The 21,504-nt window shown below is 35.5% G+C and carries 16 protein-coding genes and 1 pseudogene; 10 read left to right on the top strand and 7 right to left on the bottom strand.

From position 1 onward, the window contains the following. Nucleotides 1-500: 500 nt before the first annotated feature. Both F6K18_RS20505 and F6K18_RS20500 read right to left on the bottom strand, forming a co-directional pair. Nucleotides 501-773: pseudogene (locus F6K18_RS20505) on the bottom strand (DNA cytosine methyltransferase); the annotation flags it as partial. A gap of 120 nt (nucleotides 774-893) precedes the next feature. After that, nucleotides 894-1,175 (bottom strand): hypothetical protein, encoded by a 282-nt coding sequence (locus tag F6K18_RS20500; RefSeq protein WP_287523442.1) that lies wholly within the window; start codon nucleotides 1,173-1,175, stop codon nucleotides 894-896. A gap of 205 nt (nucleotides 1,176-1,380) precedes the next feature. On the opposite strand from F6K18_RS20500, the gene F6K18_RS20495 reads away from it, so the two are divergent. Continuing rightward, a complete protein-coding gene (locus F6K18_RS20495; protein WP_287523440.1) occupies nucleotides 1,381-1,872 on the top strand; it encodes a hypothetical protein in 492 nt (163 codons plus the stop codon). A 585-nt stretch (nucleotides 1,873-2,457) separates the two neighbouring features. Here F6K18_RS20495 and F6K18_RS20490 read toward each other — a convergent pair. After that, a complete protein-coding gene (locus F6K18_RS20490) occupies nucleotides 2,458-3,138 on the bottom strand; it encodes a pentapeptide repeat-containing protein (protein ID WP_287523438.1) in 681 nt (226 codons plus the stop codon). An 84-nt stretch (nucleotides 3,139-3,222) separates the two neighbouring features. Between F6K18_RS20490 and F6K18_RS20485 the strand changes: the two genes are divergently transcribed. Next, on the top strand, nucleotides 3,223-3,378 hold the full coding sequence (locus F6K18_RS20485) for a hypothetical protein (protein WP_287523435.1): 156 nt from the start codon (nucleotides 3,223-3,225) through the stop codon (nucleotides 3,376-3,378). Between the two features lie 216 nt (nucleotides 3,379-3,594). On the opposite strand, the gene F6K18_RS20480 is transcribed toward F6K18_RS20485, so the two are convergent. From F6K18_RS20480 to F6K18_RS20470, 3 genes are all read right to left on the bottom strand, one after another. After that, entirely contained in the window at nucleotides 3,595-5,262 is a 1,668-nt protein-coding gene (locus F6K18_RS20480; RefSeq protein ID WP_287523432.1) for a peptidylprolyl isomerase, read from the bottom strand. A gap of 265 nt (nucleotides 5,263-5,527) precedes the next feature. Continuing rightward, nucleotides 5,528-6,889: a peptidylprolyl isomerase gene (locus tag F6K18_RS20475; protein ID WP_287523430.1), complete on the bottom strand. Its 1,362-nt coding sequence runs from the start codon at nucleotides 6,887-6,889 to the stop codon at nucleotides 5,528-5,530. Nucleotides 6,890-7,072: 183 nt separating this feature from the next. Beyond that, the gene (locus F6K18_RS20470; protein WP_287523428.1) at nucleotides 7,073-7,243 is read right to left on the bottom strand and encodes a hypothetical protein; all 171 of its coding nucleotides are present in this window, start codon (nucleotides 7,241-7,243) and stop codon (nucleotides 7,073-7,075) included. A gap of 8 nt (nucleotides 7,244-7,251) precedes the next feature. On the opposite strand from F6K18_RS20470, the gene F6K18_RS20465 reads away from it, so the two are divergent. Both F6K18_RS20465 and F6K18_RS20460 read left to right on the top strand, forming a co-directional pair. Then, nucleotides 7,252-7,803 carry a peroxiredoxin gene (locus F6K18_RS20465; protein ID WP_287523425.1) on the top strand — a complete coding sequence of 184 codons (552 nt, stop codon included), beginning with the start codon at nucleotides 7,252-7,254 and terminating at the stop codon, nucleotides 7,801-7,803. A 595-nt stretch (nucleotides 7,804-8,398) separates the two neighbouring features. Beyond that, nucleotides 8,399-9,424, top strand: a complete 1,026-nt coding sequence (locus F6K18_RS20460; RefSeq protein WP_287523422.1) for an AI-2E family transporter — start codon at nucleotides 8,399-8,401, stop codon at nucleotides 9,422-9,424. Nucleotides 9,425-9,469: 45 nt separating this feature from the next. Here F6K18_RS20460 and F6K18_RS20455 read toward each other — a convergent pair whose 3' ends face one another. Further along, complete coding sequence (locus F6K18_RS20455) at nucleotides 9,470-10,318, bottom strand: prephenate/arogenate dehydrogenase (RefSeq protein WP_287523478.1); 849 nt, start codon at nucleotides 10,316-10,318, stop codon at nucleotides 9,470-9,472. A 36-nt stretch (nucleotides 10,319-10,354) separates the two neighbouring features. On the opposite strand from F6K18_RS20455, the gene F6K18_RS20450 reads away from it, so the two are divergent. The 6 genes from F6K18_RS20450 (at nucleotide 10,355) to F6K18_RS20425 (ending at nucleotide 19,552) form a co-directional block, all read left to right on the top strand. Next, nucleotides 10,355-11,911 carry a pentapeptide repeat-containing protein gene (locus F6K18_RS20450; RefSeq protein ID WP_287523419.1) on the top strand — a complete coding sequence of 519 codons (1,557 nt, stop codon included), beginning with the start codon at nucleotides 10,355-10,357 and terminating at the stop codon, nucleotides 11,909-11,911. An 818-nt stretch (nucleotides 11,912-12,729) separates the two neighbouring features. Next, the gene (locus F6K18_RS20445) at nucleotides 12,730-14,256 is read left to right on the top strand and encodes a pentapeptide repeat-containing protein (protein ID WP_287523417.1); all 1,527 of its coding nucleotides are present in this window, start codon (nucleotides 12,730-12,732) and stop codon (nucleotides 14,254-14,256) included. Beyond that, nucleotides 14,253-15,791 (top strand): helicase C-terminal domain-containing protein, encoded by a 1,539-nt coding sequence (locus F6K18_RS20440; RefSeq protein WP_287523415.1) that lies wholly within the window; start codon nucleotides 14,253-14,255, stop codon nucleotides 15,789-15,791. Before F6K18_RS20445 ends, F6K18_RS20440 begins: the two co-directional genes overlap by 4 nt. Nucleotides 15,792-16,285: 494 nt before the next feature. Continuing rightward, entirely contained in the window at nucleotides 16,286-17,509 is a 1,224-nt protein-coding gene (locus F6K18_RS20435) for a serine hydrolase (RefSeq protein WP_287523412.1), read from the top strand. Nucleotides 17,510-18,076: 567 nt separating this feature from the next. Then, a complete protein-coding gene (locus F6K18_RS20430; protein WP_287523410.1) occupies nucleotides 18,077-18,289 on the top strand; it encodes a DUF2839 domain-containing protein in 213 nt (70 codons plus the stop codon). Between the two features lie 897 nt (nucleotides 18,290-19,186). After that, nucleotides 19,187-19,552 (top strand): DUF1815 family protein, encoded by a 366-nt coding sequence (locus tag F6K18_RS20425; RefSeq protein ID WP_124144568.1) that lies wholly within the window; start codon nucleotides 19,187-19,189, stop codon nucleotides 19,550-19,552. The last annotated feature ends 1,952 nt before the right edge of the window (nucleotides 19,553-21,504 follow it).

Here is a 21,504-nt window from a genome sequence, read left to right as displayed (position 1 = left end):
GAAAAATAATCAAGATATTTGTCTCAAATCAATGAGTATTTCCTATTCCCTCTTTTAAGAAAAATTCTTCATCCATAAATTATCAATTAATTCTCCCTATTCCCTGATTTGGTGGAGATGTCTAATTTAAAACGGTAATTTTAACTGAATTGGAAGAAGGAAGAGGGAAGAAGGAAGAGGGAAAAAGGAAAAATAATCAAGATATTTGTCTCAAATCAATGAGTATTTCCTATTCCCTCTTTTAAGAAAAATTCTTCATCCATAAATTATCAATTAATTCTCCCTATTTCCTGATTTGGTGGAGATGTCTAATTTAAAACGGTAATTTTAACTGAATTGGAAGAAGGAAGAAGGAAGAAGGAAGAGGGAAAAAAGAAAAATAATCAAGATATTTGTCTCAAATCAATGAGTATTTCCTATTCCCTCTTTTAAGAAAAATTCTTCATCCATAAATTATCAATTAATTCTCCCTATTCCCTGATTTGGTGGAGATGTCTAATTTAAAACGGTAATTTTAACTGAATTGGAAAATTATTATCCTCACTTTTGCTATCAACTTTCCCTCTGTAGTTTTGATGATTATCCCTACTAGAGAACTGCCAAGGAATAGGATTAATTTCTGCACCTGTTAAAACTTTAATGATGTAGCAACCAAATGCTTTTGCTAGAAGTGGTGGTACAGCATTACAAATTTGTGTGTAGTTTTCAATTGTTGTACCCTTAAAAATAAAGCAATCAGGAAAAGATTGAATACGAGCGCATTCTCTAGGAGATAAAAATCTATAGCAATCCTATTTTATTCGTGTCAAAAATCTTACTGCTTTTTAGGGAAAACTTAACTGGGAACAGGGAACAGGTAAGAGTTTCAGTTTTTTTATTTACTTTTTGATTTGTCACGACCTATTTAGGATTGCTATATTTTCTTCAGGATGAATAGAAGTCATTCCTCTTGTCCAATAAACAGTATAAGAAGGTATATGCTTTTTTGCCCTTCTATATCCTCCACAATAAGTTACTTTATTCTCTTCATACTTATCTATAAATACTTTCATTCCTTCTCCCATAGGAACAGAGCTAATTTTTTCTAAAACTCTTTGACTATGATTTTGAGTTGTGTGGTTTTCTACATTTTTACTCCCAACTCTTGCCCAAACTTGATATGCAAATTCAGGCAATTTATCATAATCAAAAATCCCTACTTTTTCCCCAATTCCTACTTGAGGTAGATCGGATATTGCTTGCCAAATAGTAATTGCTTTTTCTGTACCTAAAACCTCTCCAAATTCTGAATGAGTTGCCTGTGGTTTTTCCGGAATTTACTATCTAACCTTAGAAGTATAAAAAAGAAATAAGTCACTGAATTTCAGGAGAATTTTTCCTATGACTATTAAAACAAACCTAAATAAAATTATTAGCCTTAGTTTAGTTGCTTTAACTGCTACTTCTTTATCATTTGCAACTATAATTCCCACAAAAGTTGCTTTTGCAGAACCAATACGGCAAAAAAGTGTAAGTCCAGATGTAATCAACGAAGGGATGAATGGAGTGTGGAATTTGCAATGGAAAGTAAATGGATGGTTACACAGGGGACGTTTAAGAATGGATGGAAATTTTGGAACAATGATTGTCAATGTCACTGGGCCAAATGGTAGAAAAGTTTATGCCGAACAACAAATGAATATGGTTCCAGATGCTAATGGTTATACTCTTCAGGGTAGTAGACCTACTTATCCTGGTAGTAATGCGATCAACCGTGCTTATCAACCTGATACTTTTTATGTTGAGTCAGGTCGTCGTGGTAATTGGCAAATGAGAAATTGTTCTGATTATTCTGGTTGTATTCCAGTGAGAATGACAAAAATTGATAGATAAATTAAGTCTAGCTATTTTAGGGGTAGGTTGAGTGAATATAATTTTCTGATTTTTCCAGAATTTATATCATGTTCGGTTGAATACTTATAAATGACTGTTGTGAGTCCTCAGGAGTCAACCCACCCCTCGCCCCTCCCCCTCCCAGGAGGGGAACGACCGAGTCAGGAGGAAATATTGGAGAAAAAGAACAAATATTCGTATTGGGGGTATTGATAATTTAAGTATTTGTTTGGTACTGTCGATACCCGGAGTCCTTAAATTTTATTATAACTGACCCGTCCGAACATGATATTACCTAAAAAAAACCTACCCATCATATCTGATATTAAATTTGTCTAATTACCAATTAGATCATGTCCGGATAATAGCGTGATCAAAAACTTTCTTCTCCTCTTCCTTTTTCTTCCCTCCTGACTCCTGATCTAAAATCCGGTTATACATTGATCGCACTTTCTACTTCCATTCAATGCAGACATAAAATGCCGGAATTTCCCCAGATAATTCGCACTTTTATCCTTTCTTTCTCCTGACTCCTAACTCCTGACTCCTCCCTCGTTATTTATAACTATTCAACCTGACATAATATTACTCATTAATTGAGCCATCTGGCATAATTGTTCCTCTCAGAATTACTCCATTTAAATCTACATCAGTAATAATTGCACCTTCCAAATTAGCATTACTTAAATTAGTTTCTTGTTTATAACCCCGGAAAGAGAAACTATGAAAATCTGTTCCACTCAAATTAGTATCAGCAAGATTGGCATATTCTAAGTTAGTACCACGGAGAATAGCATTGCTTAAATTAGCTCCTTCTAGACTTGCTCCCCACAGTCTTGCTTCTGATAAATTAGCATTAACTAAATTGGCATTACTTAAATTTGCTAAAGTTAGATCAACTTCCAACAAACGAGTATTACTTAAATTTGTATTTATTAAATTAGCCCGATTAATATCTGCTCTATATAAATTAGCTCCTGTTAAATTAGCTCCTGTTAAATTAGCTCCCGAAAAGTCAGCACCATTCAAATCTGCACCCTGAAAATTTACAGCAGTTAAATTAGCACCCGAAAGATTTGCATTGTTTAAATTAGTTTCATGTAAATCTATCTCACTTAAATCGCACTGTTTCCATAAAAATGATACGCACCAATTATCTTGTAGTAGATGATTAATATCTTCAGAATTAGCTGCTATAACTGGTGCGGATAAACTAAAATAAATTAAAGAAATGACTAAGGTAATAGCGGCTAAAAATTTCATCATATCTCGTTATTTTGATTGAACTTAAATTAGATTTTTTTGAACCTCTGAAAGTAGAAAATACCAGAACAGGAAAAAATTATCAATTTGTTCGATCAACTATACTTGGTATGTATAGCAGACAATAGGGAACAGTGGCGCAACCCAGCTTTGGCGGCAAACGCACCTGGTAGCGCACTAGGCGTGATGGAATATTGGAAAAGCATTTCCCTGGGTAAGGTTCATCATCAGTCTATGTCCTAATCAACTCGTTCCTTGCTATAGTGCCATTACTGTATTTGACTTATGAAACAGCTCAAACAACAGAATATAAATAATCAAACTTCTTCCTTCTACTATAAAAAAGAAACTTTATTCAAAATCAATACAATATAAAATTCGCTAGTACAACTTTAAACATAATCATAATATCTAGAAATTGTCTAGCGAACTAAATAACTCTTTTAATTTTACCATTCCTTAACCAAGACGAAGAGCATAATCAGTCTCAGGTACTGCAAAAATGTTATTTTCAACATCTTCTATGGAAGTATCTGAAACTACTCCTAATATAAATCCACTGTCGGACAGTCTAATTACTGTGTCACCATCGAATAATTCATAAGTTAATCCTTCAGAAGGAATGAAATTAGCAACCACGACAATTTGATCGCCCTCTGCAACATTAAAATCAGTAACCCTGTCAGCTTGGTCTATTTCATCTATGCCATCAACAATATCAGCTCGCAGAATAAAACTATCTGCACCTAAACCACCAGTCAGGATATCAATACCATAATCGCCAATGATAATATCATCCCCTTTGCCACCTATTAATGTATCACCTCCTCTTCCTCCTCGCAGAAAGTCTTGACCGTCACGACCGCTAACTATATCATTACCTTCATTTCCACTCAGGATATCTGTACCATTGCCACCAGATATTTCATCGTTACCTTCCAAACCCATAATTGCGAAAGATGAATCAGTATCAGCATCGCTTATTTCGAGAACATCAATAACATCATCACTCTCTGTTCCAATGGCGGTTGTGAAAGAAGAACCAGCAACATCTATATCCAGCACGCTCTCACCGTCATCATTTTCAGCTACCTCAGTTCCTTCTTCCGAGTCTTCATCTTCATCAACAGCGCTAGCTATTTCATCATCACCTTCATCATCATCTTCACTGTCTGAATTTTCTTCTCCTTCTCCTTCTCCTTCTCCTTCAACTTCTCCTTCAACTTCTTCATCAACAGTTTGCGTAATTTGACTGGCAAGGATATCGTTGTCTATTGTAGATGCCTCAATAATATTATCATCCTGAGCAGAATCAGCATTACTATCCTCATTTTCAGTATCTTCATCCATATCCATAGCAAGAACATAAGATACCTTCACTTCATTGTCCGCATTAACCCAATCATTGAGTAAATCTGAGTCAGTAGCTATCTCTGAAGTTCTACTAGATATATCTCCGTCAACTACCCTAGCTACAAGAATGCGATCGCCCTCTCGAATCTCTTGCACAAAATCAAAACCTTCGCTCACTTCACCAAATACTGCATAACCCCCATCCAGTTGATCGGCAACATCATCTAAGGTGAAGTAAAATTGAGAAGAAGCTGTATCTAGTGCTTCAGAGCGTGCCATAGCAATTACCCCTGCTTCATGGGATAACTCTACTGGATCGGCAACTACTTCGTTATAGACAATTTCACCTGTTTCTGCAACTTGAATTTCCAAAGGTATTTCCCGCGGTGCTTCTGTTGCAGGGTTAATATATTTCCCCGATCCTAAATCTTCAATTAAAAAATTCTCATCTCTTCCCTGGGGGTCGCCACCTTGAACTACAAAACCATCCACAAACCGATGGAATGCCAGAGCATCATAGAAATTTTGCTCTACCAGATCGACAAAGTTAGCTGCTGTGACTGGAGCAGCGGCGGAATTGAGTGTAACAGTAATTTTTTCTTTCTCACCACGCTCTTCTTCATTCTCATTTTCCTCTTCTTCATTTTCATTTTCTTCTTCTTCTTCTTCCTGGGATACCTTTTGTACCACCATTTCCACTGTAATTTCTTGACCTTCTAAATCAGCTAATTCTAGCTCTTCTAAATATTCTGCGGTACTTTTTTCTTCGTCCATTTCTTAATTAGCTCCTTATTTTTCCAAAATTTGCTACTTTATTATATTCTATCCTTAAATTTTGTTGGCGACAAAACTGCTTAAGTACAGGAAGAAGGTCAATTGAAAATGAGGATAAACTTCTTTTAATCATTGTTGAGCACTACCTATATTTTTTTCATTCTTGTACAGTAAAGCATAAGAAATAAAAACAGCTCTAGTTAAAACTAAAATACTTGATATTATATTCCTCTTTTTCTACTAATAAACTTTTCCATAAATTCAATTATCCAATTCTCAAAGCTGCATCTCCAAAAGGCAGTGCATCAGGAACAGAAATAGTAGTAAAATCGAAAAAGAAACTGGCACTTCTCACATCCTCTGCTGTCGAATTATTCACAGTACCAAGAATTATATTATCTTCCTCTGTTTCACCTTCTAATTGAATAACTGTATTATTTCCTTCTTGAGTAAAAGATAGGGAAGATATTTGTACCGAAACACCGATTCTATCCCCTTCTAAAAAATTAAAATCTGCTACTATATCTGCATTATCTTCTTCATTTTCTATTAATGTCAAAATAAAAGTATCTGCACCTGCTTCACCAGCCAAATTATCCGTACCAGCATCACCAATTAAAATATCATTTCCTTCCCCAGCAGTTAATACATCATTATCTTTACCACCACGTAAAAAATCATCTCCTCTACCACCAAATAAAGTATCACTATCTAAGTTACCATTGAGAATATCATTATCAGGACCACCAGATAATAAATCAAACCCTTTTCCACCCCGAAGATAATCGGAACTATCTCCACCATCTAAACTATCATCTCCTTGATTACCATTAATTACGTCATTAACTATTGAACCTGTAATTTCATCATTTCCTTCTAATCCTAAAACACCAAATACTTCTTGAGATAATTCTGTAGAAATTGGAAAAATATCATCTCCTTCTGTTAAAACTTGAAAGAAATCAATAGGTAATGGAATATTGGCACGATTAACAATATTAATAAAATTATTGAGCAGAGTAGTATCAGTAATAATTTGTGAAACTCGACTAGGGATTATTCCTTGAGTAACTCTCGCAGCAGTAATACTATCGCCTAATTCTATTTCTTCTATAACATTTAACCCATCTATTACATTACCAAATATGGCAAAACTACCATCTAATACTGGTAAATCATCCAGGGAAATATAAAATTGAGAAGATGCAGAATTTAACACCTCTATACGAGCCATTCCAATTGCACCTACTACATTTGGCAGTTGTAATGGAGGAGAAACTATTTGATTGTAAATAATTTCTTGCCCAAGTCCTAACGGCCGAATTTCTAAAGGAATAAATCGAGTTTCATTTGTTAGTGGATCGACAAAATTACCACTTCCTAAAAGTTCCAAAGGAATATCTGGATTTCTACTGAAAGGGTCTCCTGCTTGAACTAATGAAAATTGTGGTTGATTTTCGATGCGATGAAATCTGACACCATCATAAAAATTTCGTTCTACTAAATCAACAAAATTACCTCCAGTTATTGGTGCATTTATACCATCAATTTCTATAGTAACTATTTGATTATCAATCACCATTAATACTGTTGCTGGACTTGATATTTGTGGTAAATCTTCTTCCATTTTTCCTAATTTTATGGGTAAAATTTTTGTACAAGTTGCTTATTATATAATAAATTTTCTGGCTTTTCTGATAAACGCTATTTTTCCTCAAAATCCAAAATAAAATATTAGATTTTAACAATTTCCCCAGAGAAAATTTTTTCCTAAATTTATCTTTTCTTTTATGGGTTTAATACCCCACTGTCACTTGCGGTGCTGAAAATTGCTTGGGGTTTGTAGACACGGAGTGGCGTATTGAAGACTATCCATCAGCAATTTTCCCTTCTGCCTTCTGCCTTCTGCCTTCTGCCTTCTGCCTTCTGCCTTCTGCCTTCTGCCTTCTTCAAGTAAACTTATATGAAGTAGAGTTTTCATCGTAAATTATGACCACCCGTCGGAATCTAATTAGCATATTTTTAGCTAGCTGTTTAGCTTTGATAACTTGGTTTAACTTTATTCCTAATACTTGGGCACTTGGAGGAAAATTACCGGAGTTATACCAACCAGCACCAGAATTTACTTTACCCACGAATACTGGAGATGGAGAAATTTCTTTATCTAATTATCGGGGTCAGTGGGTAGTGCTTTATTTTTATCCTAAAGATTTTACTTCTGGTTGTACTATTGAGGCACGGAGGTTTCAACAAGATTTACCAAAATATATTTCTAGAAATACTCAAATTTTAGGTGTTAGTGCAGATGATATAGACTCTCATGCAGAATTTTGTGATTCTGAGGGATTGAAATTTCCATTGTTAGCTGATACGGATGGAAGTGTTAGTAAAGTTTACGGTTCATGGATGAATTTTTTCTCAATGCGACATACTTTTATTATCGATCCAGATGGGATGTTGCAGGAGATTTTTCTTGGGGTAAGACCGCCTATTCATAGTCAAGAAGTTTTGGCTCGTTTAGATGAGTTGCAGCAGATTTAACTAAGTTAATTAAGTAGGGAGTTATGCACCACTCCCTACTAATTTTAAGTAGCAGATGAATTATTGCTACATATAAGTTTTTTTCCTCTTATACTAATTACTAAAAGTGATGCTATATTGAGGGAAAACTTCAATTCTTAAAAATAATTAATACAGGCATAATAACCTTTTTTATAATTCTTATAAAGAATAAGCTAATAACAGTGAAACCTGCAAAAAATAACGCATATTTAAGCCTTACCATACCTTTTTTACAAGTATTAAAAATTAAATTATAGTTATTCTGTAACATTTTTTTATCCAGAGATTTTTACTCATAATGTAAAACTGATTTTTTGTTTAAAAATAATATTTAGTAGTATATAATATAACAATTATTACCCTTGGTAAGATACACAAGTTTTCTATTTTAGAGAATAGGGAGTAGGGAATAGGGAAGAGAAAAAAATGCTGTATCTGATGAATATGAGAACCGCTATATCATTTAATTTATAATTAAAAATCAACATCTTTTCCCAAAATAGTCATCATTTTTAAGTTAATCTATTCATCTATAGAAGAGAAATCACTAAAAATTAAAAGTACAAGCTAATTTATGCTGAATTTACTAAATAAAAGATTATTGTGGTACTTAGCATTACCAATAATTGTCATAAATGGTTGGGCTTTGCTGCAAATATTTCAATATTTTGGTCGAATAATTACAATAGTCGTCTCTGCAACCTTACTCTCATTTTTATTAGATTACCCAGTGCTTTTTTTAGAGAAACATAAAGTTAAACGCCCCAGAGCAGTTATTTTAGTATTCTTAGTAGCATTAGTAATTATATTAGTTTTAGGAGTTATTCTAATTCCCTTATTATTAGAGCAACTTACCGGATTTATTGAAAAATTTCCTAGTTGGCTCGCATCAGGAAATCAACAATTAGAATCATTTGACCAATGGGCATATAAGCATAAATTACCGATTAACTTAACCCTTTGGACAAATCAATTTACAGAAAGTTTATCTTCTCAATTGCAAGATATTACAGGAGACATTATTAGTTTTATTGTTAATACATTAGGTAGGATTTTTGATATTTTAATCACCATAATTATCACTTTTTACCTAATGTTACATGGCGATCGCTTATGGGATGGGATATTTAATTGGTTGCCTAATCACCTAGAGATTCATGTACGCAAATCATTAAGACAAAACTTTCAAAATTATTTTATTGGTCAGGCAACATTAGCTTGTTTAATGGGCGTAGCTATGACCATCGGTTTATTATTTCTAGGAACTCCTTTTGGTTTATTATTTGGCATAGGAATTGGTTTAATGACTTTAATTCCTTTTGGTACAGCTTTAGGTGTAACTCTCGTAAGTTTATTAATAACTTTAGAAGATTTTTGGCTAGGTATAAAGGTTTTAATAGTGATAGTTTTAATAGAGCAAGCAATTGAAAACTTTGTTGCTCCTAGAATATTAGGAGGCTTTACTGGTCTTAATCCTGTCTGGATTTTAGTCAGTTTATTAGTAGGGGCACAAGTATGGGGAATTTTGGGTTTATTAATTGCTCTCCCCATAGCAGGTTTTGTCAAAAATACTGTTAATTACCTCCGCTACTATTCATAATTTGGCGTCGCTGAATCAAGGTATGAAAATAAAAACTGAAGAATCTCAAATTTCATGGTGTAAAAAGAGTTTTCTATTTTGCTCTGTATACCTTAACTTTTCTTCCAGAGTCTGCCAATCTTCTTGTTCAATTTGTTGAATAAATTGGTCAATTTGTTCACGAAAAGAATAGAGCGATCGTAACACCTCTCCACTATTATATTTGGCCATCATTAGTCCTAATTCAGGATTACCTCCTCCCACCCTGCTAGTGTCACGGAAGCCAGAACTAGCCAAATCTTGTGTTAACTTGAAAACTGTAGGATTAGCCTCGCTCATACAAGCAAGAATCAAACTAGCACTGGCCATAACAGGCAAATGAGAAATCAAAGCAACAGCTCTATCGTGTTCATAAGGGTCACAAAAGTAAATTTGACTCTTGAGCAACTTAGCTATTGCCTCAACTTTCTCCATAGACTCTAGGGGAGTATTTTTCGTAGGGGTCAGCACATAAGGTCTATTTTGAAATAAACCCAACTGAGCCGCTTCAATTCCATTTTCTGCTTTGCCAGCCATAGGGTGTCCACCTACAAAATTAGGCCAAACGTGGAAAACAGCTTCCACAATCGGTGCCTTAACAGAACCGACATCGGTTAAAATTGTAGTGGGAGAAAGAAGAGGAATCAGCTCTTCTAAAGTAGGAATAATAACAGCTATGGGAGTACAAATAAATATTACATCAGCAATAGATAGTAAAGATATATCCAAACTGGCCTCATCAACAGCCCCAAGAGCGAGTGCCTTTTGACAAGTTTGTTCTCGACGAGATACCCCAAGAACACGATAACCTAGGGTTCTTAAATCCAATCCAATTGAGCCACCGATTAAACCTAATCCGACAATACCTATATTAATCATAATTAAATGGGGATTATACCAGGGTGCGCCCTAATGATAATCGAAGAACTTCAAAAAAAATATGCCGCTGGTGAAAGAGACTTTACTGACTTCAATCTTTTTGAGGCCAATCTTAGTGGTATTAATCTCAGTGGTGCAAATCTTAGCGGAGTAAATCTCAGCGTTGCCAACCTCAATGGGGCAAATTTAACTGATGCTAATCTCAGTAAAGCTAAACTTAATATTACTAAACTTAACGGCGCTCATCTTAGTGGCACTAACTTAAATGATGCCGATCTTAATGTAGCTAATCTAGTTTTAGTCAATCTAAAAAAAGCTCAATTAGTTGCTGCTAAATTGATTAGAGCAGAGCTGATTAGGGCAGAATTAAGTGAGGCTAATCTCTCTTTTGCCGACTTAAGTGGAGCAAGTCTGATAGAAGCTACCCTCAGAAAAACGAATCTTAGTAGTGCCAACTTAAAGGGAGCTAACCTACGCTTTGCTTCTCTAACAGGAGCTAATTTAATAGAAACTAACTTGCAAGGAGTAGATCTTAGTGGCGCTGATCTTAGTGGTGCTGACCTTAGTGGTGCTGAACTCAGACAAACTAATTTGACTGGTGCTAACTTGAATGGAGCTGATTTAAGTGGGGCTAATTTACGTTGGGCTAGTCTGATTGGGGTTAACCTAAAGTGCGCTAATCTTAGTGATGCCAAGCTTAGTGGTGCTGACCTAAGTAGAGCTGACTTGTGCCAGGCTAATCTTTTAAATACTAGCTTAGTTCATGCTGATTTATCAAATGCTTGTTTAATTGAAGTAGATTGGATTGGAGCAGATTTAACAGGTGCAACTTTAACAGGTGCAAAAATTTATGGCGCTTCTCGCTTAGGAATTAAAACAGAAGCAGCAATCTGTGAATGGTTTGATTTGAGTGCTAATGGAGATCGAAGTAAAGTCCATTATCTCAATGCTGAAAAAATAACAAGTTTCTTTCACGAGACTCTTCCTAAAGTAAAAATTATTGTTGATGCTCCCTTAGATAGCTCTAGTCATTATGCTCTAGCAGCAATATATTATCAAATTAGTAAGTATTTACCAGAGCTAAATCAACCACCTTCTATACAAATTAACTCTTGTCGAACAATAATCTCGTTTCAAATGAAAAGCGATAAGAAACTATTTGGTATTGCTTATGCTGCTATTATCGCTTTTAATGATGCTGCTAAGACTCAAGAGAAAATTAGCAATATTATGAAAATGCTTAACTCTCAAGATGTAAACTATTTAACTCCTAGAACGGCTAAAAAAATTCAGCAGCTAACTGCAGTTTTCAACCAATCTCTTAAAAAAGTTAATCAAGTTAATAAAGACAAGGAATTACTGAGATTTTGCAACGGAATTAAGTTTTTTCAGACACCAACAAAAATAACTCTTGTTAATTCAAGCAATCAAAATTTTAATGTTTATAATCATCCTACATTTGGTAAGCAAATAGTTAATAAAGTTAGTAAAAATAATCAAGTAGAAACTATCATTCAAGTACCTCAAGCAGAGTCATGTTCCATAAATACAATTATGGATTTCCTTGATGGTTTTCATGAGTTTCAATAGTAGTTTACTAATGCAAAATTATTCTTGATAATTATTATCTCAAATATCAAAGTTTTATTCTTAAGAGGGATTTGTTATACTTTCATTAATGCCACCGATAACAGAATAAAATATTTGTTACATTAGCACAATAGATATCTCCGATAGTCAAAAATAAAATCAATTATAGTCCAGAAATCATCAATTATTTCCCCCTATTCCCTAGTCCCTACTCCCTCTTTTCTGGAGAGGTCTAATAGAAAACTTGTATAGAATACAATGGCTCTAGATTGACTGCAAACTTTGTCATAGAAAACCCTGTTTTCTAACAGAGATTTATAATTTTTCCCTATTCCCTAAAATCTTGAATTTTGTACTTCACCTAATTGCAAAAAACTATAACATGATAGAGTAAAAAAACTAGACTCCAAATTGATCTTAAAAGTCAAAGCAAGATAAATACAGTAAATTACAAGTATATAAAGTACAAAAATTAACAATAAAAATTTTGTGGTCGGACATCTTGCCCGCCACTGGTGTACCTCACTTAGATGAAATATTTTGTATCTTTATGATTAATGTAGCAGTGTTAATTTAAATTTTGCATAAAATATTTTGGAATTAGGGAAAAGACTGTTCGATTTATTTTCTATTCCTAGATTTTTTACAAATGATTTAAGACTACTATATCCAGAAAATTAATATTGACTTCAAGTTTAACAGTTAACTTGATTAGATTACCTACTTTTGTTTTGTACAAATAACTAATTTAGATAAAAAAATTATATTAAAATTCAGTAGAAAAATATATTTATTCAACTTGACTTAATCAACAACAGATGCCAGAAGAAATATTCAGAAGATTTGAATTAGTCAAAAGATATGCACAAGGGGAAAGAAATTTTACTGCTATCAACCTGACAGAAGTTAACCTCAGTAAGATGAACTTAAGTCAAAGTAATTTCAGTAATGCTACTCTATTTGTCTCTAATCTTAGTGGTGCTAATCTTAGTGAATCAAACTTTAGTAAAGCTAATCTTAATGTAGCTCGCCTTAGCAATGCCAATCTCAACAGGGCAATATTGAACCAAGCCACTTTAAATGTGGCCAATCTAGTCCGAACTAATCTTAGGGAAGCTACATTAGTTAGAGCTACATTAGTTAGAGGAGAATTAGTCAGAGTAGACATGACTTTAGCTAATCTCAACAGAGCAAATCTCAGTGGTGCTGATATGAGAGAAGCTATCCTGACAGAAGCAAACTTAAAGCAAGCTAACCTTAGCAGTGTAAATCTTCGAGTTGCCACAGTAAAAGGAACTAATCTAGAACAAGCTATCCTCCATAGTGCCGATCTAACAAAAGCAGATTTACAAGGAGCTGATTTTACCAATGCTGAATTAAGACAGGCTAATCTAAGCATGGCTAATCTCAGGAATACCAAGTTCAATGGAGCTAATCTTAGATGGGCTATTCTTAATGGAGCTGACTTAACTAATGCTAACCTGACTAATGTTAAGTTGAGTGGGGCAAATCTTCGTAAAGCAAATTTAACTAATACAAAATTAACTAATGCTAGTTTAGTTCATGCTGATTTAACTGAAGCCAATTTAATTAGAACTGATTTAGTCGGAGTAGATTTATCAGGGGCAATTTTGACTGGAGCAAAACTTTATGAAGTTCCCAGATTAAATATTAAAGCTGATGAAATTGTTTGTGAATGGATTGATACTAGTCCCAAAGGAGATCATAGCCAAGTTTATTATTTTAAATCATCAGCAGAATCTAAGAGATTTTTTAGCCAACAATCTCCAACAGTTCAAATTATTGTTGATTCACCTTTAGACCTAAAAGCTAATGTAGCTCTTGCTACAACCTACTATCATTTGGGTAAGGATTATAATTTTGTTACTCGTCCTCCCAGTATTGAAGTTAATTACCAAAAAACTATTTTGAATTTTAGAGTAGATAGTGATGAACTGTTATTTATGCTTGCATTTATTGTGATTTTTCCTTTTGCTGATGCTAAAAAAGCTCAAGTTAATGTGATAGAAATTGTCGAAAATATTCCTTTACAAAAAATGAATACCAAAATATTAGAATTGGAAATAAAAATGGAACAGCTTGTCAAAAAAAATCAACGAATCCAAACAATTATTGAGTCTGTTAGGCACAAAATTGCTTTTTTTTCAAGCCCTACTCAATTAATTTTAAATAATTCAAGTGGTGAGAGTTTAGTATTAAGTAGTAATCCAGGCTTTGGTAAAAAAAACTGTCAAAATATAACAGAGCAAACCTTTTCTTTGCCTCCTAAAAATAAGGTAGTTGATTTTATCAACAGCTTTTATTATTTGGGTCAAAGTTTGTGATCGAAGTAGAAGTCCATAGATCCCTGCGTAATTTCCTGCGATCGCAAAATGAACCTCACTGGCCTCATAATTTGACGATGGCACGTTTAGTAGCGAGGGCCTTGCGACTGGGACGTAGTGCTTTGATTCAAACAGGGTCTCCGCCGGGTAGTCATAATCAACAATATCAGTTAAGCTACCTAGTACCAATTTTAATGTGGCCTCAAAAAACAATATTAGTTGCTCCTCAGCAAGTACAGGAACATTTACTTAGGGTAGAAATTCCTAAGTTGCTTGGAAATAATTCATACAGTAGCTCATCACTGCCCAATAAGCCAATCCAAACCTATCCACAACAAGATTCTGACTTTAATGGACTACTACTAATAACTCCTGAAGCTTGGTTAATTAACCAATGGCCAGATGGGCAGTTTTCTCAAGGTATTCCCACAATTATAGATTGGGCAGACAATTTAGAAACTTGGGTTCAAAATTATTTAACTACCAGTTTTTTACCTGCTGACTGGAATCAACTGATGCAAGTTTACTCCGATGAAGCTGACTTTATTCGTGAAGCCAGGATAAACTTAACACGATCGCTTTTCCAACATCCAGCAAACCCCTACAGTTGCTACTTAATTGAACAAGATGAGGAGCAGATTTTACAAAATCTCATCGAACGTTTGTCATTGACTCCAACAAACAAGAAATTACATCGTAATCATTTGAATAATGATTTTTGGTTGAAGTGGCAAAGCGATGGACAATTAAGGTGGGCAGAAATTCATCGCCAGAGAGGCTCGTTTTCTTTATACTGTACTCCTTGTGATTTATCTGAAGCTCTCTATAATATATGGACTCAACAACCTGTCGTGATTATTGGAGGAGCATTAGACCTAGAGGCCAAAGCTTCTACCTATAGAAAGATGATGGGGTTAGAGGACTTGACCTGCGTTAAATTTTCCCCTGATCGTCGCAATGAGATGATTCAATTATATCTGCCCAATGGTTTGCCGATGCCAAATACACCTAAATTTCAGGAAGCATTAATTCAAGAAATCAGGACTTTATTGTATCTCAGTTCTAATGCTGTTGATGGATTAATAGCGATCGTCATTGGAGATGTACCACTTAAAGCTCAAGTGGGCGCTGTTTTGGCCTCTGAATTTGGTTCCCGAGTTCAAGTGGAAACTACTTCTCCTGGAGTACAAGGCATTTTGATTACTGGTTGGGAATTTTGGCAAAAGCATCAAAGGGAATTAAAAGCACCTAAATTATTGATAATTGCCACTTTACCCCTTCCATCTTTGGAAAATCCCTTAGTATCTGGACGAGTAAATTTTTATAAGCAACGGGGTTTAGATTGGTTTAGATTATACCTTTTACCAAAGGCATTACAGGAATTGCAAAGTGCTATTGCCTCTATCAGAGAATCTCAAGGTGTTGTTGCTTTGCTCGATAGTCGTGTAATTCGTCGTAGTTATGGCAAGCAATTTTTAGTAGCTCTTAGTCCTTTTGCCAAGATTGATTACTTAGATACTACATGGTTAACTTAACGAAGTCAGGAGTCAGGAGTCAGGAGTCAGGAGTCAGGAGTCAGGGGTCAGGAGTCAGGAGTCAGAATATCGATATTTAAGTACATAAATAGACATCTCCAATAATCAAAAATCAAATCAATTATTACACTCTTCAATCAAAAGAGAACTTGGACTCAACCGAGTATTTTTACTCAATTTGACCAGATGTCAAGGGAGTCCTTTTTAGATTTCTTTGATACTATAGCGCTGTGCGCAGGCAACAGGCAACAGGCAACAGCTCCGGAAGGGGGAATAAATTGCTGATAATATAAGACTTTTAGCTATTTGGCCTCTCCTGCAATTTGTAAATATACCAGCGCTCATTGCTATACATTTTGAAGTGCAGAATGTGGGTTGTAATATAAGCATTTGTGCCATTACAATCATGAATAGCTTAGAAATTTAAGCGAACGGTGAGTAATAAATAGTTATGCGTTGAAAGATGAGAAGTAAGGAGATAAGGAGATAAGCAAATGAAGCGAAAGAAAGATCCGACTGCTGCTGAACTTGTTATTATGACAGGATTCCCACCTCCAGAGGGTAAGTTAGTAAATTCTGTAAACTGGAACAGCTACCCTCTCAACCGCTGGTCATTTCAAAACGTGCGGCGCATCCTTCCAACAGCAAAACTATACCGCAATCCCGATCAGATGGTGCCTTTCCAACAAGATCCCCAAAACCTCGATCATTTATATGTAGATTTGGGTAATAATACTCGAGAGACTGTACAAGAAATACTTGAGTCATGGCAGACAGACTCTATTGTTGTGCTTCATAACAGTAAGCTAGTGTATGAGAGATATTGGAATGGAATGAGCCCAACTAAACCCCATGCAGTATTCTCAGTCAGCAAGTCGTACATCGGAACACTTGCGGCCATCCTGGTAGACCGGGGCGTTCTCGATCGCGACTGCAAGGTCGAGGTCTATGTTCCGGAGTTGGCCGATAGCGGATTCGCTGGTGCTAGCATTGGGCAGTTGCTTGACATGACTGCCGGAACCGAATGGGACGAGAGTCCGGCAGCAATGGCCGACGAAAACTCACCGGCGCGTCAATATTTCGCGGCAGCTGGTGTCTTGGTGATACCAGGTTCAAGCAGTGGAGGTGTCGCTTCATTTCTGCCTTCAATAGAGAGTAACCGGCCGCACGGACAAAGCTTTGTCTACAATGCTCCACAGACGGATGTCATGAATTGGGTTGTGGCTAGAGTTACTAAACGATCGCTCATAGAGAACCTCAACGAGGAAATCTGGTCGAAGCTTGGCACCGAAGGCGATGCATATTATTTGCTTGACGGTGCCGGTGCGCCTTGGGGGACAGGCGGTATGAGTATATGTGCTAGGGACATGGCGCGTTTCGGACAGATGATGTTGAATGGTGGGCATTTCGCTGGACGGCGAGTGGTTCCGGATTCGGTTATCACTAAGATCCTCACCAAGGGCAACAAAGCCACCTATGCCAACGGACCACATACAGAGACTTACCCGAATGGTGCCTATCGAGATTATTGGTGGATCACAAATGACAGGGACGGTGCATATCTTGCGAAAGGTGTATTCGGACAACTGATCTATATCAATCCGAAAGCACAGGTTGTCATTACACGCCATGCATCCGAAAAAGAGACATCTAATAAGCAGAAAACTATAGAGGTGGAAGCGACATTCCAAGCGATCGCAGATTTTTTGTCTAAATAAATGATTTTGAATTGAAACCCATCTTCCGCACGTCAAAATGTAGCACAACAGAAGCATAAAAACCTAGCCACTTATTTTTGAAAAAAGAGAGGTAAAAATACTCATTTAAGCCAATTTCTTGATTAATAATTTCTTAAATTCCAATTTCATCTACAATTCCTGCTATTGTTCCTAAGTGGTTAATATTTTGAATTTGTATCGTTTGTAAACCCATCATAATCTGCTCTTGATTTTTTCAGAAGAATTCTTTTTATTTTGTCTTAATTTAGATAAGCGGAGCTACTGAACACTTAACTTGAGTATAAATACTTAACACTTTAAGGGATTTGGCGGTCCCTCTCTATGTTTCTCTAATACTACAGGTTGAAGTGCGGAAGATGGGTTATAAGGCTGGTCCTCTGGCAATACTCTGAATAGTAGCTAAATTAACCAATGGATTAAGAACTAATTCTTAAAGTTAACTTTTTTACTCCTTTCTTAAATAGATTTAACAAAAAAAGTTTATTCTTGTCGAAGCTCACTGTTATGATCTAAATTAAAATCACTTAAATAACTATTGAGATAATAATGGGCGAAGCAAAGCGTCGCAAAGAATCATTAGGAGAACAATACGGCCAAGAAGCAAGATTTATTTCTTGGTTGCCAATTACTAAAAGTCAAAGTCAGAAATTTATGCAGTTGACTTCAACTGGTGCATGGATTGGTATTGGATTTCTGATTGTTGGCTGGTTAACAGTTAGATTTATTGGTCCTGCTTTTGGATGGTGGCAAATTCAATAATTCCTTATCTATGAAGCTAAGATAACAATTAGAAAAATTTAATAGCTAATAGTTAATTTTTAATTAGCAAGCATTAATTAAGAGTACTCTCAGAGTCAAATATTCTAAAATATTTATTTTATCAGATTAATGAGTATTTATTTAGCATCAAGATTAAATCAATTTAAACCTGATACAAATTTTTGACATTTTTAAAATACTAGATAAAATCTGTTCTAAAAAATTTTAAATTATGAATAATTTTTGTGACAGTTTGATTTTTGATAAATTTATAGATGTCAAAAACAACTTATTAAAATCAATATTCAAGATAATTTGGCAGTATAAAAACTCTATTATGTAGAATTTTAATTGACTCTAGGAAAATTCAATTATCACAATCAATAAAATCAATAAGCAAATACATTTTATTGTTGTGAATCCTGATTCAACTTTCAGTATTTTGTCTATAAATAGTTTTCAATATAAATACAATCTAATATCTATAAAAAATCAACAACTCACCTCTAGAAAAGTTTAGATTGAATTGTGTTCCCATTCAAAACTCTTGCTTACAGCTACTTTAATGCATCTTGATACTATTTAACTTATAACCATGATTAATTATTTGTATAATTTTCTGGTTTCAATTCCTCAAATCTCTAATTTTGGAACCTAAATTTAGTGTTTGAGTCTTTGAAAGTAAAGACATAAGTCATAGGTGGATGTTGCTCTTGATACCTTGCTCAAAAATCCTACTCAGTTAACCTAATCAAGTATCTAGTCATTAAAGACTACTCGAGAGATTTGCTAAAAAAATTATTAGGGATATACTTAATGTTCAAAAGCTAAACACCAAATTTTTATAAGACCTTAACAAAGTCTAAAATTTAGGGGTGTGGTGATAGGAGGATAACAGTGTTTCTGAGACTTGCAGAACAACATCGTCAATTTGTACAAGACCTAGTAATGAACTTGCAAGCTCTGGCAATTGTGCTGGAGAATAGAGGATATTTGGCATCTTGTTATACCTGCGGAGGTAAAATGAATAGTGCCTCATTTATGGTCAGCTTGGGAGAGAATCATCTGATTCGCTTTCTAGTATCAGATTATGGTATTACTTGGACAGAGATGCGAGATGATCGTGAACTAATGAAATTAGAAGGAGCTGAAGCAATTAGTCAGTTACAAGAGCTAGCTAATTTACTGAAAAATCAGATTCAGCCTTGTCCAAACTCTAGTCAACTTCCCCAGGAAGACTTAAGTCTGAACCAGGTTATCTAGTTTATCATAAATGTTGAAAGATCTCGAGCCGTTATCATCTTTAGATTTAATGGTCAGATGAATTTCAACCAGAAAAATAATTGAGCAATAGGCGCGCACATTTTTGGTGTTATAATCTGACCAATACTCGTGGGGCAAACGGTTGAATAAAAGCGCACCGCCTGCGCTGAGGTTTCCGAGGGCGTAAAGACGGAGCAAGACAGCTTGTGGAACTGGTCTGACGGGTGTGCAACTCGACTGGTTTGATTTGTTATCTAGTTAAGAATCTGTGTTAGTTTAGCTTTGCGTCAGCACTCGCAAGCATCTCCCGTTATAATCTTTGATTTAACAGTGAGAGTGTCAATAATTTCCTTCGTTAAACCCTTGTGGGTATGACGCTGATTGACATCTCCAGGGGTTGAAACACCCTGGATTCTGTGGCCAATCCACCGCAAATGGGATAAATCCACATTTGCTTAAAGCCTGTCAACAGACTCCTAAACTCCTAGGCATAGATCGAAATCTAGCTGTGAGTTTACTTTTTTTTGTTAGCTTTCACGAGTGGTTTTACTCAAGATGTTGGAGCAATCTTCTCGCTGCTCTAGCTGCCTACTTGCTTTTTCTGCGGAATGCTGCGCAAACAGCCGTCGTAAGAAGTTAATTCCCCGTCTCCTGTCCACCGGAATTTCACCGCACTATCGGTCTTGTCATGGCGACAAACCTTGTTCTTACTTGCCATTTCTAGTATAGCAGATTTTTACTTCGCTTTATTACCCGCGTGTCGTTATTCAACCAGCCGTTAAAACAGGCTGGCTAACTTCCTCCCGACGCTTTTTAGGTTTAATCTAAATTACAAATATTAAATAAAGCATTAATCCCCCCTTATAGAGCTATCCCTGATACGGAACTCCTGAAAACCTTGTGGGAAGTATGGGGAGGTTGGGGAGTAAGAATCTTGTCTAGAGTTCTCAAAAAAATGTATTTTTCAACCCACTTCTTTTTGGAAAAGCCTCTCAAACACTAATACATAACTTGTCTATTTTGTCAAACTTTATGTTAATAAAATTAATAAAAGATGTTGGTGATGGATAGCTGTTCCTCCCTTGAACAGCTAATCTTGTCTGCTTGTGGAGACGTAAGATATTAATTATCCACCAAAGGAAGAAACTTCAAATTCAGTTTTTAATCTCCCATTATAATCTATGATTTAATGGGGAAGTATAATGGAAACAAATTTAGTATTTCAGATAAATCTCTCTTCAATTCCATCAAGTCTGAGTAGATCGGGAAAATTGTTCTGAAATTTGTATAAAAATTAGCAACTTACCGAATAATTAAGGTTTAAACCCACATTCCGCACCACAAAATGTATTATATAAGAAGGAGTCAGGAGGACTGAGTCAGGAGTCAGAATTTAGGAGAAAATCATAGCTGCTGTGATTGAGTAAACAATCAAGCAAGTATTTATGCTTAATTGTTTACTCGGAATTTGATCAACGAAAAAAGTAATTGAGATGATTTGCATAGTATAAATACTTACCAAACTACGGATTTATATACTACTTTTGTGTTACAAGCTGAAGCACGAAATGTAGGTTTAAAGCCTCTCCTTTAAAGGAGAAAAAAGCGGTTGAGGGATGGCGAGGGGACCTCGCCATATCCAATCAACCAAGACAGCGGTCGTTCGCGACAGCGGAACGGAGTTCTATCTTCGGAGCTTCCCGTAGGGTGGGATGGCAAGGTATCCTCGCTGGCCAACCATCGACCAAGAGAAGAAAAAATTTTCACGCTCCGCGTCAATCCTCTTCTTTTCAAGGAGAGATAATTATAGCGCTGCGCGCAGGCAACAGGCAACAGGCAACAGGCAACAGGGGGAATAAAAATCTGTTTGCGCAAGCATTCCGTAGGAATCATATAAGACTTTTAGCTATTGGACAATTCCTGCAATTTGTAAATATGCCAGCGCACATTGC

The organism is Okeania sp. SIO2C2 (genome assembly GCF_010692625.1).
GTDB classification, from domain to species: domain Bacteria; phylum Cyanobacteriota; class Cyanobacteriia; order Cyanobacteriales; family Microcoleaceae; genus Okeania; species Okeania hirsuta.
The sequence above is the reverse complement of the archived record's forward strand: the minus strand, read 5'-3'. Positions and strand labels throughout refer to the sequence as shown.